Origin of the sequence: Streptomyces mashuensis (assembly GCF_014654785.1) — a bacterium.
Taxonomy (GTDB): Bacteria; Actinomycetota; Actinomycetes; order Streptomycetales; family Streptomycetaceae; genus Streptomyces; species Streptomyces mashuensis.
In genome coordinates, this window is sequence record NZ_BNBD01000004.1 from 335,939 (window position 1) to 351,838 (window position 15,900).

A 15,900-nucleotide genomic window follows, 5' to 3' on the forward strand; every position below is an offset into this window, starting at 1 on the left:
CCCACACCCGCCTGGAGGCACTCCATGCACGCCTATATCTCCCGTCACTTCCTCCGCGTCGGCCTGCTCGCGGCCGGCGTGGCGACCGCCGTCACCGGCGGCCCCGCCCAGGCGGCCGAGGCGGTCGCCGTCACCCACGACGCCGTCCGCACCGTGGCCGACCACCGCCACCACACCGACGTGCGCGACAGCTTCACCCTCCGCCAGTTCGGCCACGTGGCCGGCGCGCGCCTGGACAACCGGGCCGTGGCCCGCTCCGCCCGCTGCACCGCCGACGACGCCTGCCGCTCGGTCGCCCTGTCCTTCCAGATCGTCACGCTCGCCGGCGACCACGTCCGGCTCACCGCCGTCAACGACGGGCAGGCCCTCAACGACCACTGCACCGGCTGCCAGACGCTCGCCGCCGCCTACCAGTTCGTCGTCTCCACCCACGAGGAGCGCCGCCTGTCCTCCGCCGCCCGCGCCGAGCTGGACGGCATCCACCGGCGCCTCGACGACCTCGGACGCTCGCGCCTCCCCGCGGCCGAACTCAAGCGGCGCACCGACGCGCTGGCCGCCGAGGTGACGTCCGTCCTCTCCGCCCCCGCCTCCTTCGACCGCCCCACCCCGCGTCCGGCCGTCACCGTCCACCGCCACCTCGACGGCTGGCCCGGCCACTGACGCCCCGTTCGCCGGGCTGCTCTACCGCGAGTAGCCCTGTGACACAAGTGGCCCCCGCGCCAGGTGTTAACGTCACTGCGATCCGCGAGGAGCGCAGGACGAAGGACGGGGGCCACGCGTGGGAAACACCCGCGAAACGGGACGGAAGAGAGAAACGGGGGCGGGCCCGCAGGGCCAGATAGCCCTCGCCAAAGCCGTGGGGGTCCTCGTCGGCCTCTTCGTCACCTGGCACCTCGCCCTGTGCCTCACCGCGGACGGCATGGGCATCGCGGACATCGCCGCCACCGTGAAGGCCCTCGCCCTGCACCACCCCCTCGACGGGCTGCGCGGCGACGGCATCCAGGCCGCCTCGCCCGCCACCACCCTCGGCGCCTGGGCCGCCACCATCGCCGTCCCGTCCCTCGTCATCGCCCTCGCCGTACGCGCCCACCACCGCAGCAGCCGCGGCGCCGGCGGCGAGGGCCTGGCCAGCGCCGACGAGGCCCGGTACAACCTCGGCGAGGAACGCGCCCGCAAGGCCGCCAAGCAGACCCGCGCCACCAGCTTCACCGGCAAGGACGGCCGCTACGACGCCAAGGCCGCCGCCCGCGCCGAACTCCGCGAGGTCGGCTGGCGCATGGGCCGCCAGCTCGGCTCCGGCCAGCCGCTCGTGGCCACGCCCGAGGACTCCGTCGCCGTCATCGCCCCGTCGGGCGCCGGCAAGTCCCGCACCGTCGTCATCCCCGCCTGCCTCGACGCCCCCGGCCCGCTCGTCGTCACCTCCACCCGCGCCGACGTCCTCGACGTCATCGCCGAGCCCCGCTCCCGCCAGGGCCGCGTCTGGGTCTTCGACCCGCTCGACACCGTCGGCTGGCCCGACCCCATGGTGTGGGACCCCGTCGCCGGCTGCGAGAACGGCGAGACCGCCACCTCCCGCGCCCTGTCGTTCTCCGCCGCCATGGGCGCCGACGACGGCGGCTCCGGCAACTCCGGCTTCTTCAAGCAGACCGCCTCCTCCGCCCTGACCCGCCTGCTCCACGCGGCCGCGCTCGAGGGCCGCACCATCGAGCACGTGCTGCGCTGGGCCACCAACCTGGAGACGGCCAGCGAACCGCGCGCCATCCTCACCGACCACCCGAACGCCGAACCCGGCTGGGACGTCCTCCTGCGCTCCGTCTCCACCGGCGCCGACGAGACCGTCGCCTCCACCCGGCAGACGCTGTCCGCGCAGATCGAGCCGCTCGCCCTGCGCAAGGTGCTCCGCAGCGTCACACCCCGCCCCGGCGTGCCCGTCTTCGACGCCGACCGCTTCGTCGCGTCGAACGACACCCTCGTCCTCATCAGCGACTCCAACGCCTCCACCAACGTCGCACCACTCACCACCATGCTGCTCGGCGAGGTCGTCGACGCGGCCAAGCGCCGCGCCCCGCGCATGCCCTCGGGCCGCCTCGACCCGTTCCTCCGCCTGGTCCTCGACGAGGTCGCCAACGTCGCGCCGCTGCCCAAGCTGCCGTCCCTCGCCTCCGACGCGCGCGGCTACGGCATCCACCTCGTCTACGCCCTCCAGTCCATGGCGCAGGCCGCCCTGTGCTGGGGCGACAAGGAGGCCGACACCCTCCTCGACAACGCCGCCGCGACGCTCGTCATGGGCGGCCTCAAGGACATCGACGCCCTCCGCCGCTTCTCCGACCTGATCGGCGAGACGGAGCTCGTGGAGCTCTCCACCTCTCGCGACACCAGCCGCATCTTCGGCTACTCCACGTCGGAGGTGACCCGGGAGCGCCGCATCCTGCGCCCCGAGGAGATCCGGCAGCTCCCGCACGGCCAGGCCCTGCTGCTGTTCCGCGGCGCGCCCGGCGTGATCGTCCAGCTGGAGCCGTGGGACCAGCGCCGCGACGGGCAGGCGCTGCGGGCGGGTGAGAACGCGACGCGTGCGTCGCGCATCGGCGCGGTGCCGGGCATCGAGCCGTACGCGGAGCAGCAGCCGCAGCCGGTTCAGTTGCCGGTGCAGCAGCCGCAGGCGGTGGCGCCTCCGCCCATGCCGCCGCAGCTGCCGCCCCCGGTGCCGCCGCAGGCCGGGCCGCCCGTGCCGCCGCAGGTGACGCCGTACGGGGTGCCGCCCGTGCCGCCCATGCCCACCCACCGGCCGCAGTAGAGGGAGTCGCGATGTCGAACGACGAGGGGCTGCGGCTCGACGAGTTCCTGGCGTACAAGGCCGAACTGGAGGAGAAGGTCCAGCAGTTCGCGCTGGGTATGAAGCAGCGCGTGGCGGAGGCCGAGGAGGTCGTCGCCGAACTGATCGAACGCCTGCCGGCGGGCGAGGCGGCGCCGTCCGCCGATGGCGCGGCCAAGGAGTGCCTGCCCTGGTCCCTCCGTGCCTCCGCCCAGGACTGGCAGGACCTGGCCGGCTGGGTGGACTGGCTGGGCCGGCACTACGCGCCGCAGCTGCACCTGCGCATCTGGCCGTGCTGGCCGCAGCACGGCGGTGTGGTGGAGGAGCTGGCCGCGCTGCACTCCGCGTGGCGGGCGGCGGCCGAGGCGGACGCCGACCCGGCGGGTGCCGGGTCGGAGATGGCGTACTGGCACCAGATGTGGCTGTGGCCGACGGTGGAGCGCATCCGGCAGAACTACATGTTCCGTGAGTGCGAGACGGGCCATTCCCCGGACCGCCCGGGCCGCGCCACGGACGCCGAGGCCCTGGAGGCCCGCATCGCCGCGGCGGCGGAGGAGCGCAGGCGCCGCGAGAACGCGCGGTACGCGTTCTTCGCCGAGGTCCCGCAGGGCAGCACGCCGGACCGCCCGGACGGCCTGTGGCGCAACGAGGGCGACGCGTGGGAGTACTTCTCCCTCCTGGACTGGTCCTGGCACCCGGCCGGCGACCTGCCCGTACCCCACCAGACCCTGCGTCCGCTGCCGACGGACGACGCCCTGGCCCTCGCCGCGGACCGTGCCCGCTGGGTCACGTACTGGGCGCACTACGCCGACGCCCTCGCCCACCACGCGGGGCAGCCACCGACGACGGTGTGCCGTCGCCGCCGCAGCCCGGAGCGCGTGTACGACGAGGCGTACGGCCCGGACGGCGCGTGGGAGCCCACGACGGCGGTGCACGACTTCTTCGACCCCCGGCCGTCCGACCCGCCGCACCTGGTGGAGATCGCCGCGGCCGAGGCGGAACGGCTGCTGCACGAGCTGTGCGGCGCGAAGGGAGCGACGGACCTGTGAGCACGACGCAGGACGCGGGCCCGGGCCCCTGGCGGGACGACGACCCGGCCCTGGAACTCCCCCTGGCGCTGACCGCGGAGCAGAACGCCGTGGTCACGGCGCGCTGGCACCGGGCGCGGGCCGCGATGCCCGCGCTGGACGCCGTGGTCGAGGGCGTGGTGGCGCGGCTGGCGGAGCCCTGCGGGGCGCGGCAGGAGGGCCGGAAGTTCCGGCTGAAGGGGCTCGCCGCCTTCCGTCGCCAGGCCGCGGCCCGGGTGCGGCTGCGGGTCGACGCCGGGACGTTCGCGGAGAAGATCACCGATCTCAACCGGTACACCGTGGTCCTCGCAACCGATCACTACACGGCGGGTGTCCAGCAGGCGTACGCCCTGCTGCACGAGCAGGGGTTCGAGCCGGTGCCGGGATCGGAGCGGAACAGCTGGCAGGACCTCGTGCACAAGGCTTTCCGCGTGGCCTGGAGGGACCGTTCCGGCGGAGGGACGGTGTTCGAGGTCGTGTTCCACACGCCGGAGAGCTTTGCGGTCCAGTCGGAGAACGGCCCTCTCTACGATCTCTACCGCTCCGCCCGCATCCGCCGGCCCGCCGGTGGCGTGGCCGTCGGCAAGAGCCACGAGGACGCGGCGCGGCTGCTGCAGAGCAGGCGGTACGGCTCGGGCCACGACGCAGAGGAGAACCAGGGATGAGTGAGCAGCAGTACGAGTATTTCGCCGAGGTGCCGCAGGGCTGGACGCCGGAGCGGCCGGACGGGCTGTGGCGCCGGCGGGGGGACGACTGGGAGTACCTGTCGCTCCTCGACTGGGAGTGGCACGACGTGAAGGACACGGCCGTGCGGTACGCGCCGGTGCCGGACGTGCTGCACCCCGTGCCGGCGGAGCGCGCGGCGCAGCTGCGCGCCGACCGGCAGGGCTGGGTGACGTACTGGGCCTACTGGTCGAGTGAGCGGCGGTGGCGCGAGGGCAAGGCGCCGACGACGGTGTGCCGGCGTCGCCGGAGCCCGGAGCGTATCTACGACGAAACGTTCATGCGGTCGAACGAGTGGCGTCCCGACACCGCGGTGTCCGAGTTCTTCGACGCCCGCACGTCGAATCCGCCGCACCTGGAGGAGATCTCCGCCGACCGGGCGGAGGAGCTGCTCATGGAGCTGCGCGGCATCGTGGGGGCGACGGAGCTGTGAGCACCGAGGTCGGCCCCTGGCGGGGCGCGAAGGAGAAGCGGGAGGACCACCTCACGCTGACCGCCGAGGAGAACCGGGTGGTCACCGCCCGCTGGGAGGCGGCGAAGGCGGCGCGGGGCCGGCTCGACGGCCTGCTGGGCGAGGTGGGGGAGCGCACGGCCGCGCACGGCGGCAGGCTGGAGGGCCTGGAGTACTCGCTGAAGGGGCTGGACTCCTTCCGGCGCAAGGCCGCGGGCGCGGTCGACCGTGGTGACGACGTCGAGGACGTCGTCGCGGACGTCGACGACCTCAACCGCTACACCCTCACGTTCGAGCCCGACGGCTACGTCGAGGGCACCCGGCAGGCGTACGGCGAGCTGCGCGCCCGGGGCTTCGAGCCGATTTCGGAGCAGAACACGTGGGAGGACCCCGTCTACAAGGGGGTCAACACGGCGTGGCAGCACCCGGAGACGAAGGAGAAGTTCGAGCTCCAGTTCCATACGCCGGACAGTTTCAAGGCGAAGACGGACAACCACGAGCTCTACGAACTCACCCGGTCCGGCCAGTTTGCCGAACATGTCGAGAAGCTCGACGACCTGACGCCGCAGCAGAAGGCGGCGATGACGAAGCAGTACGTGCAGGCCGCCGACCTTCTCCAGAATGAGCGCTACGAAAATGTGCGCATTCCGCCCGGCGTCGACGAGCTGGGCAACCGGAAGATCAGGGCAAAGCTGAACCCGGACGTCAATCCGGAAATCGTCGCGGAAGTGCGCCGAATGGAGTCCGACCTCCGGGAGACGCATGCGGCGGCGGCGACGGCGGCCTCGGCGGGCCCGCAGCAGCAGACAAACCGGCTCAGCACGGGACTGGACGAGACGTTGCAGACAGAAGGCCCGCGGCTGCGCAACAACTTGGCCACAAAACGTCAACCGGAACGCCGGGCGGAACAGCGGCAAAACGCCGTGGCGCCCGCCGTCGAGGTGCTGCCCACACAGTCGCAGGGGCGTGGTCCTTCCCTGAAGTAAGCGCTTGGCGCAGACCTGAAGTCCGTTCAAGATCGATCAACTGATGTTGTTCGTGCGACAGGTAAAGGCCAATAGAAGGCATTTGACGATCAGTAATCGATCAACGTACTGTCCATGACACTCAGGCCTTGATCGGGGGAAGGGTCACCAAGGTTGAGCACGTTCAAGACGGTCATGCGGCGGATACTCAATCTTCCCGAGCCGCGGGCCGGCAAGGTCGCCCCGCCGCCCACCGGGACGGATGCGGCGCAGGCCACCACCGCGCCCACGCCGGCCGCCCCGGTCGCGCCGGCCGCCCAGACCGCGCCCGCCGGGCTCCAGCAGTGGACGCAGGCCGCCGCGCGGCTCCAGGCGCAGGACGGCGTGCCCGTCCGGCCCGGGGCCGCCGAGGCCGGCGGCGCCGGCAGCGGGCCCGCCCCGCAGGGCGGCACGGCCGGCAGCCAGGTCCCGTGGCAGCTCGAGGACGAGAACAGCGGCGCCAAGTTCGCCGTGAAGGTCGGCCGCGGCGTGCTGTGGGCCGTCGTCGCCCTCGCCGCGATCACCGGCGTCCGGTCCTGGATCTGGGCACCCGCCGCGCCCAAGCCCGCGCCCGTGCAGGTGCAGAGCGGCCCGGACTACCCCGTCCAGGAGGCGCAGTCCGTGGCCGCGCGGTTCGCCCGCGCGTACCTGACCTGGGACGAGTCCGATCCGCAGGCCCGCGCCGACGCGCTGGCCCGCGACATGCCCCGCGGCACCGACACCACCACCGGCTGGAACTCCAAGGGCCACCAGGAAGTGATCGTGGCCCAGCCCGGCCAGGTGTCCCTGCTCGCCGACAAGCGCGCCCGCGTCCGCGTCGACGTCCTCGTCAAGGGCCCGGCCACCGACCAGCAGCAACAGCAGCAGTCGCAGCCCAAGCCGGACGACAAGGACAAGAAGACCGACGACGCGAAGAAGGACGACAAGGACAAGAAGCCGGACGACAAGTCCAAACCGGCCACCGCCAAGCCCTCCACCACCCGGTGGGTGGGCCTGGAGGTCCCCGTCGTCCGCGTCTCCGGCCGCATCGTCGTCACCGGCCAGCCCGGCATCGTCGGCGTCCCGGCGAGCGGGCCCGCCGTGCCGGCACCCGCCACGTCGAGCGCCGACATGGAGTTCGGCGACAAGACGCGTGACGTCGTCGAGGAGTTCTTCCGGAAGTACGCCGCCGGCGAGCCCGAGTCCGTCGCCGCACCCGGCACCTACATCCCGGCCCTTCCGCCCGGCATGGCCCTCGGCTCTGTCCGGACCTGGTCCGTCGACCAGGGCAGCGGCACCGACCGCGTCGGCACCGCCGTCGTCAGCTGGCAGGTCGGCGCCGCCGAGCTGGAGCAGACGTACCGGGTCAAGGTGACCCGCGTGACCTCGGCCCAGGGCGCCGAGCGCTGGCAGGTGTCCGAGATCCACGGCGGCCTCACGCCCTGACGTGCGGCGGCCCGCCGGCGGGCCGCCCGCCGGACCGGGCCGTGCTCCCAGTTCCACCGTCCGCCGTGTGCGGCACCCGTAGTTCACCCAAGGGGAAAACAGATGCAGCAACTCGCGCTGACCGACGGCGCCGCCCTCAAGTCCTGGGTGTTCCTGATCGCCGGGAACATCTTCCTGATCGTGCTCGCCGTCCGCGCCATCGGCCACTACGCCAAGCGCGAATGGGGCGAGCTGCTCGGCCACTTCATGGCCGGCGTCGTCGTCGCGGGCTTCGTGTTCGCCCCCGACGCCTCCAAGGGCATGCTCACCGCGATCTGGAACAAAGTGGCGGGCGCATGAGGGTCGGGCACACCTTCACCCGCCACTTCGACCTCGAGACACGGCAGCACGAGCTGTTCGGGATGGACCTCGGTGAGGGGCCGTCCCGCCGCGTCCTGGTGACCGGTGCCGTGATCTACGCGGTCTGGGTGGGTGGGCTGCTGCTCGTCTTCGGCGTCCCGTCGAAGTTCCTCTTCACCCTCTACTTCGCCCCGCCCGCGCTGATCACCTTCTACGGCTCGCAGCGCTCCCGCCGCAACGAGCGCCGCTGGAACCTGACCCAGTGGGCTCTCGCGGTGCGCTACCTGACGGTCGGCCACCGCCCCGTCGTCAACGGCGGCCGGCGCGCCGCCGACCGCAGCGAGTGGCTGCCGCTCCGCGCCCGCCTCGGCGACCGCAGCGAGGAGTTCCTGGCGCTGCCCGGCATGGGCGTCTTCGAGGGCGTGCTCGGCGGCGACGAACCGAAGTCCACCGCGGGCCGGCCCGTCCGGCTCGACGCCCGGCCGCGCCTGTACGGCCCCGACCACGTCTACCGCGCCCGCATGCGCACCATGTCCGCCAAGGACCGCAAGGCCGCCGAACAGCAGGCCGCCCGGCACCGCGCCGAACGGCAGGCCGGGGCCGCGCCGCAGGCGTGGACGGGCGGCCGCCCGGCGCCCATGCCCGCCCCGCTCGCCGCCCAGCGGGCCAGGGCCGGCCAGGAAGGTACGTGAGGTACGCCATGAAGTTCACCAAGGGCATCGCCCGCTTCCTCGGGGTCGACGGCGACCGGTCCGCCCCGCCGCCCCGCTACGTCGCCCTCGCCGACGGCCTCGTCATCACCGAGACGCACGCCGAGGCGTGGTTCGTCCTCGGCAGCTCCAACACCGACCTGATGTCGGAGTCGGCGCGCGACGCCGAGCACGACCAGGCCAGCAGCGCCCTCGCCCGTACCCTCTCCGGCTACGACTGCCACCTGAAGGTGCTGTGGGCGCCGCTCAACGCCGAGGAGTACCGGGCCGAGGCGGACACCCTCTTCTCCGCCGGCCGCTACGCCGACTGGGCCGGCATGCGCGTCGAACGGCTGCACCAGCTGGAGCTCCCCACCCGGCTGCTGCTGCTCGGCGTACGGCTGTCCGAGCGCGCCACGCAGGCGAAGGCGCGCGGCAGCCGCGGCGTGCAGGAGGCCCTGGGCATCGGTTCGACGTCGGTGTCGCAGAAGGAGATCGCCCGCCTCGACGCGCTCACCCGCCGACTGGGCCGGCAGCTGGAGACGACGCCGTGGAAGGCCCAGCCGGCCACCGTCGAGATGCTCGCCTGGATGATCGCCCGCGAGCAGCGCCGCAACACCGTCCTGCCGAACCCCGACGCCGACGGAATGATCACGGGCGCCAAGCTCGCCCAGCTCACCCGCGGCCGCGTCCTGCCGTACCCCGACCACCTGCGCGTCGTCGACCAGCGCGGCGACACCACGACGTGGGTCGCGGTGCTCACCATGGACGGCTTCCCGGAGGAGATGGAGTCGCCGGGCGCCGGCGAGTGGCTGCGGGCCGTCGCCGAGATCACGTACGTGCCCGAGTACGGCGACGACGACGAGAACGCCCGCGACATCCAGGTCAAGCCGGTCAACCCCGAGCCGTCGGTCCGCTTCAAGGTGCTGCACAAGCGCGACGCCCTCAAGCAGATCGACGAGGTGCGCCGCCTCGCCAAGGAGCAGCGGCAGAGCGCCGCCAAGCACTCCGCCGGCGAGACCGCGCAGGAGATCGAGGAGACCGAGGAGACGATGGCGGTCCTCTCGCGCGACATGAAGCGCGAGGACGTCACCCTCATGGAGGACCACCCGCGCCTCATCGTCACCAGCGACATCTCGCTGGAGGACCTGCGGGCCCGCTGCGACGCCGTCATCGGCTTCTACGGCGGCATCGGCATCGAGGTGAGCGTCGCCGCCGAGGAGCAGCGCGAGCTGTGGCTGGAGGCGCAGCCCGGCGACATGCTGCGCGTGCCCGACCTGGTGCACACGCGCACGGTCGGCGCGTTCGCCGGCTCCTGGTTCTGGGGCGGCGCGTCGGTCGGCGACGACACCGGCCCGATCATCGGCTACCTCACCGGCTCCACGCCCGGCGTGGTCCGCAACGACCTCACCGGCGGTTCCGAGCGCGGCGACGCGACGACGACCGCGTTCATCGGCCGAAGCGGCCGCGGCAAGACGACCGCCATGATGCTGTCGCTGCTGGACTCCGGGTTCCGCGGCTCGTTCGTCCTCGCCCTGGACTTCAAGGGCGACATGGGCGGCCTGGTGTCGGCCGGACAGCGCTACGGACTGAACGCCCACCTGATCGAGACGGGCGCCGAGTACGCGGGCGTGGCCGACCTGTTCACGCTGCTGTCGGGCGAGAGCGCCGAACGCGCGCAGACCGAGGTCCCGGCGCAGCTGGGCATCGCCCTGCCGCAGCACCTGCGGATGCGGGGCGCGGAGACGCCCATCCAGAGCGCGGTCAACGAGGTCATCGCCGACGGCGAACCGGCGACGTGGAAGGTCATCGAGCGGCTGCGGCGGTCGACGGACGAACTGGCCCGCGAGGCCGGCGACGCCCTGTACGAGCTGTCGCTCACCGGCCTCGGCGCGCCCTTCATGGGCCGGCCCTCCGGCTCCACGCTCATCACGCCCACGCCCGGCATCTGGGTCGTGCAGGTGCCCGGCATCACGCTGCCGTCGCCGGACGACGACCGCGACGACTGGTCGGTGCACCAGCGCCTCTCGGTCGCGCTGGTCCACTCGCTGCTGGCCTACGGCATCAGCATGGCCGGCCGGAAGGACCTCCGCGGCCTGCGCAAGGTCGTGGCGGTGCCCGAGGTGCACGTCCTGACGGCGACGCGCGAGGGCAGCTCGTTCCTCCAGTACATCGCCCGTGTCGGCCGCGCCCTGCACACCGCCCTGGTCGTCGACACGCAGGACCCCGAGTCGCTGGCCGGCCTGACGGGCCTGGTGGAGCAGATGACGACGGTCTTCGGCTTCCAGCTGACCACGCCCGAGCAGCAGGACGCGATGGCGGCCCTGCTGGACCTGCCGAAGGGCCCGCACACGCGCCAGCTGATCCAGGCGATCGGCGTCGACGTCACGCAGGAGATCCGGCACGGCCACTGCATCATGCGCGACCGCCGGTTCAGCAGCGCGACGGTGCAGTTCGACGTGCCGTCGCTGGAACTGCTGGAGCTGCTCAGCACGACGCCGCGGACGGCGGCGGCGCCCGTGTCGACGGCGAAGCCCGAGCCGCAGGGGGCGATCGCGTGAGGCGCACGGCGGCGGTGGCCGCGGCCCTGACCGTGTCGGCGGTATCGGCGCTGGCGGTCACCGGGTGCTCGTCCTCCGGGAAGAGCACCCCGGGCGGCGTGACGAAGGAGGAGCGCGCCCGCGCCGACGCGGAGGCGGCGGCCCGGGCGAAGGACGAGGCGGCGATGAAGGACGTCGCCCTTCGGTACGTCAAGGCCGATCTCGCTGGGGACGCGGAGACGAGATGCGGCTTGAGGACGGAGACCAAGCTGACTCGGTCGGAGTGCCTGGAAACCTACCGGGACTCCCGCAGTAAGCCCGAGGAAGGCGTCACTGTCACTGTCGAGGGCGGACCGGTGGACGTGGGACCGATCAGGAACCACTCCGCGGGTACGGGCTTGATGCTCACACAGAAGACCGTCGTCGACGGCCACGCCTACTACAGGCGGGAGGCCATACGCATGGTCAAGGTCGAGGGGAAGTGGCTCGTCGACCAAGTAGCGCTGGCCGACGACGAGGCGATGGCGAGCGCCGTCCCCGTCCGCAGCGCCCTGATGAGGCCCGCGGCATGAGACTCCCCCGACTCCCCCGATTCCGGAACATCGCCATCCCCCTCCTCGGCGCCCTCACCACCATCATGGTGACGGCCGGGGCGGCCGCCGCCGACGACGACAAGTACAAGAAGTACAACCCCGCGGGCATCGGCGACCTGCTCCGCACCCCGCGCGTCGGCGAGGGCAGCGGCCACACCCTCTACGAGCTGTACGGCTCGGCCCGCTACTTCCGGCTCGACGCCGAGCTGGGCTGGCGGGACGTCGGCTGGCAGATCCTGCAGGGCATCGCCTCGCTCTTCATGGGCCTGACCGTGTGGGTCGCCCAGTCGGCCGTCGTCGCCGTCCAGTGGACGCTGAACTTCACCGACGTCTCCGGCATCCGCAACGCCATCACCGACGCGATAACCGGCGCCGGCAAGGAGGCCGGCGAGACGCTGCTGCCCTCGGCCCTCGCGGTGGGCGCCCTGGTGGCCTGGGCCAACCACCGCAAGGCCAACGGCAGCTATCTCAGCCAGCTCGGCTGGGTGGCGGCCGCCGGCGTCCTCGCCGTGTCGCTGATCAGCACGCCCGGCGTGTGGGTCGACGGCATCGACAGCGTCCGCAACGTCGGCTCCAGCGTCGCCATGAAGGCTGCCGCCGCCGGCATGAAGGGCGACAACAAGGAGCCCATCGCCGTCGACGGCGCCGACCTGGGCGACGCCGGCAAGGGCGCGAGCGAGGCGGAGAAGAAGAACCTGCTCGTGCGGCAGGCCAGCGACGCCGTCTGGCGCTCGTACGTCGTCACCCCCTGGTGCATCGCCGAGTTCGGCAACCTCGACACCTGCAAGGAGTTCGGCCAGGACGTCCTGAAGCGCACCGACAAGCCGACCGACGAGGACTTCGACGACGACCGCAAGCGGTTCCTCAGCCAGGACATGAGCGACGGGAAGATCGGCATGCCCGCCATGCACTGGCGGCAGGGCAAGGACGCCGGCCGGGTCACCGTGTGCATCGCGGCCTTCATCTGCGCCCTGATGTTCGCCGTCCTCGCCATCGCCCTGGCCTTCGCGTCCCTCGCCTCGCTGATCGGCGCCATGATGCTGCTGCTCGCGGGCGTCGTCTTCGCCTGCCTCTGGGTGATCCCCGGGCGGCCGCGGCAGTGGGGCCTGCGCTGGTTCGACGCGCTGCTGGGCTTCGCGCTCCAGTCGTTCGTCAGCACGATGGTGCTCGGCGTCGTCCTGGTGCTGAACACCGTCAGCATCGGGCTGATGGGCCAGTACGGCTACTTCGCCGCCATCGGCGTCAGCATCACCACGGCCATCGTGGCGCTCAAGTTCCGCGCGGTCATGGAGAGCATCGTCGGTGTCACCGGCGCGCTGTCGCCGGGCGCCTCGGCGGCCGGCATGGCCCTCGGCCGCGGCGCCAGCCGGCTCGCCGGCCGGGCGACCGGCTGGACGGCCCGGAAGACGGGCCGCGCGGCCGGCTGGGCCGGCCGGAAGGCGGGCGGCGCAGCAATGGGGGCTGCGCGGGCCGGTGCGAAGGCCGGCGCACGCGCCTTCGACGACAAGGTCTCGCACGTCGGCAAGGCCATGGGCCTCAGCTCCTGGTACGCCGCCAACGCCCACCGCCCGGTCGCCGAAGGCGGCCTGGGCAAGAAGCCCGGCGCGGGTGGTGGCGCCGACGGCGCCTCGGCCGCGGGACGTGGCGGGGCCGTCGGCCGCGCCGCGGCGGCCGGTGCCCCTGCCGGCCGTACGATCGCGACGCTGCCGGACCGGCGGACGACGGCGGTCGGCAACGTCCGCCCGCGCACCACGCTCCGCTCCGAGCAACGGCAGGGACAGCGGCAGGACGGCGCGGGTGCGCAGAACGCCGCGGTGAAGAACGCCGCCGTGAAGAACGCCACGGTCGGCAGGACGACCCGCCCGGCCAACGGCCAGAACGGTCAGACCGGCCAGACCGGCCAGCAGAAGAACGCCACCGGGAAGAGCACCGCCGCCCGGCGCCCCGCCACGCCGCAGGGCCGCGGCCAGGACGCCTACCGCTTCCGTACGGCCCCGCGGCCGCACAACGCGGCACGCCAGCAGCGCATCGGCGACGCCCGCCGGGCGGCCCTGGCGGGCGGCTCGGCCCAGGTGAATCGTTCCGGCGGTGCCCCCGCCGCCCCGTCCGGCCGCCGCCCCAGGAAGAACAGGTGAGCAGGGAGTGAGCAAGGAGCGGAAGCCGCAGGACCCGGCCGAGTGGCGGGAGCTGCTGCGGACCCCGTACGACTACCCGGACGAGATCGAGGAGGTCGGCAAGCGGTCGCTGCGCCGCCGCGCCCGCAAGATCTACCGCCAGGACAAGAAGGTGGAGGTCAAGCGGCGCCTGGCGGAGGAACGCCGCCGCGAGCCGGTGACGGCGGGCGGCGCCATCGTGGTGATCGCCGGTTTCCTCCTGCTGGGCGCGGCCGTGCAGCACTGGTGGCCGGAGGACGAGCGCCCGCCCGCGAAGGTCGTCCGGGCGGGCGGCGGGCCGGACGCACAGAGCGAGAAGGCGGACGCCAAGGGGCCCGGCACGCCGGGCGCCTCGGCCGCCCCGTCGCCGTCGCCCTCCGCGTCCGTGGCGGTGCCTGTCGACCTCGGCAAGCCGGAGACGGCGGCGGAGGGGTGGGCGAAGGTCTACTGGGCCCGCAACCCTCCGGTGGACAAGAGCCACAGGGCGGTGGTGAAGCGCGCCGCCCCCTGGATGACGCCGGCCCTGGCCGAGAACCTCGCGCAGTTCGACGACCCGGCCTGGAACGAGCTGGTGTCGAACGGCGGCGTGTCCACCGTCGACCACGTCACCGTCGGCCCGGCCGACGACGACCGCGTGCGCAGCCAGGCGGACACGCCGGCGCGGGTGTGGCGCAGGGTCACGGTCGAGACGACCGTCGCGGGCTACCGCACGTACAACGAGAAGAAGGTCCTGCTCACCGAGATCACGCGCGGCGGCGCCGGGTGGCGCGTGGGCCGGATCCTGGGGGTCTGAGCCGGTGGACGGACGTCAGGCGATAGCCCTGGCGGCTGGGGGAGCCCGGCGTGCCCTGATGGTGAAGATCGGGGTGCCCCTCGCCGCCATCGGCATCTTCGCGCTCATCATCTTCGGCGCCATGGCCGGCATCGGCGGGGGCTCGGCCTCCGCCGCCGGCTGCGGCGAACGCGGCCTGCCCGCCGACGACGGCCCGCACGGCAACGGCGGCCAGGGCGACCCCAACGGCGGTGCGAACAAGGACCTGCGGGCCAAGCAGGTCACCAACGCCAAGATCATCGACCAGGTGGCCGTCGACGGCAAGCTGCCCGGCCGGGCCACGCTCATCGCGCTGATGACGGCGCTGACCGAGTCGCAGCTCGACAACATCGACAAGGGCGACCGCGACTCGCTGGGCCTGTTCCAGCAGCGCCCGTCGTCGGGCTGGGGCACGCGCGAGCAGATCCTCGACCCGAAGTACGCCGCGAAGATGTTCTTCTTCGGCGGCGACAGCGGCGACCCGCCCGGCCTCGCGGACATCCGGTGGGAAACCATGTCCCTCAACGACGCGGCCCAGGCGGTCCAGCGGTCAGGCTTCCCGAACGCGTACGCGCCGAAGGAGACGCAGGCCCGCAGCATCGCCAAGGAAGCGGGCATCGACCTGGAGCGACGCGGTGAGAACCACCCGCCGCAGCCGGGGAAGAAAGGTTCCGGCAGGGGCAGCAGCACGGGCCGGGGCCACGAGAACGGCAAGGCCGACGGGACGGACCCGGACGAGCCGAAGGACACGGACGGCGGCGACGACAACGGCGACTGCGGCACCGGCGACGCGCCGGGGACCCCGGGGAAGCCGGGCGACGCGTTCCACGACGGGAAGGCGAACTGGCCGGCGGTGGTGAAGAACCGCAGCTCGACGGCGGAAGCGATCGCCTACGCCCGGAAGGAAGCGGAGACCCACCACTCGATCTGGTACCAGCGCTGCCTCGCCTTCACGTCGATCGCCTACGGCTGGAACTCGTCGGGCACGCCGTTCGCCATCGACCACTACCAGGAGGTGATGCCGAAGGAGATGCGGCACGACGGCGACCGCAACCCGCCGCCGGGCGCGCTGATGTTCTGGGACACCGGGCACCGGGCGGGCCACGTGGCCATCTACGTGGGCGACGGCAAGATCGCGTCGAACGACATCGGCACACCGGGGGAGATCTCGATCGTCCCGGCCACCGACATCGAGACGAAGTGGAGGGCGAAGTACCTGGGCTGGTCGCCCCCCTATTACCCCAACGCGGGCTGACCCGGTCATGATTACCGGGCCGGGCCGGGCCGGAGCCG

14 protein-coding genes are annotated in these 15,900 nt (G+C 72.9%); all 14 read left to right on the forward strand.

Annotated elements, in window-relative coordinates; genetic code table 11:
- The first annotated feature begins 24 nt into the window (after nt 1-24).
- The 14 genes from IE305_RS13310 (at nt 25) to IE305_RS13375 (ending at nt 15,862) form a co-directional block, all read left to right on the forward strand.
- The gene (locus IE305_RS13310; RefSeq protein WP_190129736.1) at nt 25-660 is read left to right on the forward strand and encodes a hypothetical protein; all 636 of its coding nucleotides are present in this window, start codon (nt 25-27) and stop codon (nt 658-660) included.
- A gap of 118 nt (nt 661-778) precedes the next feature.
- A complete protein-coding gene (locus IE305_RS13315) occupies nt 779-2,794 on the forward strand; it encodes a type IV secretory system conjugative DNA transfer family protein (protein WP_190129737.1) in 2,016 nt (671 codons plus the stop codon).
- An 11-nt stretch (nt 2,795-2,805) separates the two neighbouring features.
- A complete protein-coding gene (locus IE305_RS13320; RefSeq protein WP_190129738.1) occupies nt 2,806-3,861 on the forward strand; it encodes a hypothetical protein in 1,056 nt (351 codons plus the stop codon).
- Nucleotides 3,858-4,544, forward strand: coding sequence for a hypothetical protein (locus IE305_RS13325; protein ID WP_190129739.1), 687 nt, complete (start codon nt 3,858-3,860; stop codon nt 4,542-4,544). Before IE305_RS13320 ends, IE305_RS13325 begins: the two co-directional genes overlap by 4 nt.
- Complete coding sequence (locus IE305_RS13330) at nt 4,541-5,035, forward strand: hypothetical protein (protein ID WP_190129740.1); 495 nt, start codon at nt 4,541-4,543, stop codon at nt 5,033-5,035. The genes IE305_RS13325 and IE305_RS13330 overlap by 4 nt, the downstream gene beginning before the upstream one ends.
- Nucleotides 5,032-6,039 (forward strand): hypothetical protein, encoded by a 1,008-nt coding sequence (locus IE305_RS13335; protein WP_190129741.1) that lies wholly within the window; start codon nt 5,032-5,034, stop codon nt 6,037-6,039. Before IE305_RS13330 ends, IE305_RS13335 begins: the two co-directional genes overlap by 4 nt.
- A gap of 153 nt (nt 6,040-6,192) precedes the next feature.
- Nucleotides 6,193-7,482 (forward strand): conjugal transfer protein, encoded by a 1,290-nt coding sequence (locus IE305_RS13340; protein ID WP_190129742.1) that lies wholly within the window; start codon nt 6,193-6,195, stop codon nt 7,480-7,482.
- A 102-nt stretch (nt 7,483-7,584) separates the two neighbouring features.
- Complete coding sequence (locus IE305_RS13345) at nt 7,585-7,821, forward strand: hypothetical protein (protein WP_190129743.1); 237 nt, start codon at nt 7,585-7,587, stop codon at nt 7,819-7,821.
- A complete protein-coding gene (locus IE305_RS13350) occupies nt 7,818-8,513 on the forward strand; it encodes a hypothetical protein (RefSeq protein WP_190129744.1) in 696 nt (231 codons plus the stop codon). Before IE305_RS13345 ends, IE305_RS13350 begins: the two co-directional genes overlap by 4 nt.
- The gene (locus IE305_RS13355) at nt 8,510-11,071 is read left to right on the forward strand and encodes an ATP-binding protein (protein ID WP_229890897.1); all 2,562 of its coding nucleotides are present in this window, start codon (nt 8,510-8,512) and stop codon (nt 11,069-11,071) included. The genes IE305_RS13350 and IE305_RS13355 overlap by 4 nt, the downstream gene beginning before the upstream one ends.
- A 98-nt stretch (nt 11,072-11,169) precedes the next feature.
- The gene (locus tag IE305_RS13360) at nt 11,170-11,622 is read left to right on the forward strand and encodes a hypothetical protein (protein ID WP_190129745.1); all 453 of its coding nucleotides are present in this window, start codon (nt 11,170-11,172) and stop codon (nt 11,620-11,622) included.
- The gene (locus IE305_RS13365; protein ID WP_190129746.1) at nt 11,619-13,778 is read left to right on the forward strand and encodes a hypothetical protein; all 2,160 of its coding nucleotides are present in this window, start codon (nt 11,619-11,621) and stop codon (nt 13,776-13,778) included. Before IE305_RS13360 ends, IE305_RS13365 begins: the two co-directional genes overlap by 4 nt.
- A 7-nt stretch (nt 13,779-13,785) precedes the next feature.
- Nucleotides 13,786-14,589 (forward strand): hypothetical protein, encoded by an 804-nt coding sequence (locus IE305_RS13370; RefSeq protein ID WP_190129747.1) that lies wholly within the window; start codon nt 13,786-13,788, stop codon nt 14,587-14,589.
- A 58-nt stretch (nt 14,590-14,647) separates the two neighbouring features.
- Complete coding sequence (locus IE305_RS13375; RefSeq protein WP_229890899.1) at nt 14,648-15,862, forward strand: peptidase M23; 1,215 nt, start codon at nt 14,648-14,650, stop codon at nt 15,860-15,862.
- Nucleotides 15,863-15,900 lie beyond the last annotated feature (38 nt).

Bases quoted from the DNA above. Each gene is read 5' to 3' on its own strand.
- IE305_RS13350 (WP_190129744.1), top strand. From the start codon at position 7,818: ATGAGGGTCGGGCACACCTTCACCCGCCACTTCGACCTCGAGACACGG.
- IE305_RS13345 (WP_190129743.1), top strand. From the start codon at position 7,585: ATGCAGCAACTCGCGCTGACCGACGGCGCCGCCCTCAAGTCCTGGGTG.
- IE305_RS13310 (WP_190129736.1), top strand. From the start codon at position 25: ATGCACGCCTATATCTCCCGTCACTTCCTCCGCGTCGGCCTGCTCGCG.
- IE305_RS13365 (WP_190129746.1), top strand. From the start codon at position 11,619: ATGAGACTCCCCCGACTCCCCCGATTCCGGAACATCGCCATCCCCCTC.
- IE305_RS13330 (WP_190129740.1), top strand. From the start codon at position 4,541: ATGAGTGAGCAGCAGTACGAGTATTTCGCCGAGGTGCCGCAGGGCTGG.
- IE305_RS13320 (WP_190129738.1), top strand. From the start codon at position 2,806: ATGTCGAACGACGAGGGGCTGCGGCTCGACGAGTTCCTGGCGTACAAG.
- IE305_RS13375 (WP_229890899.1), top strand. From the start codon at position 14,648: ATGGTGAAGATCGGGGTGCCCCTCGCCGCCATCGGCATCTTCGCGCTC.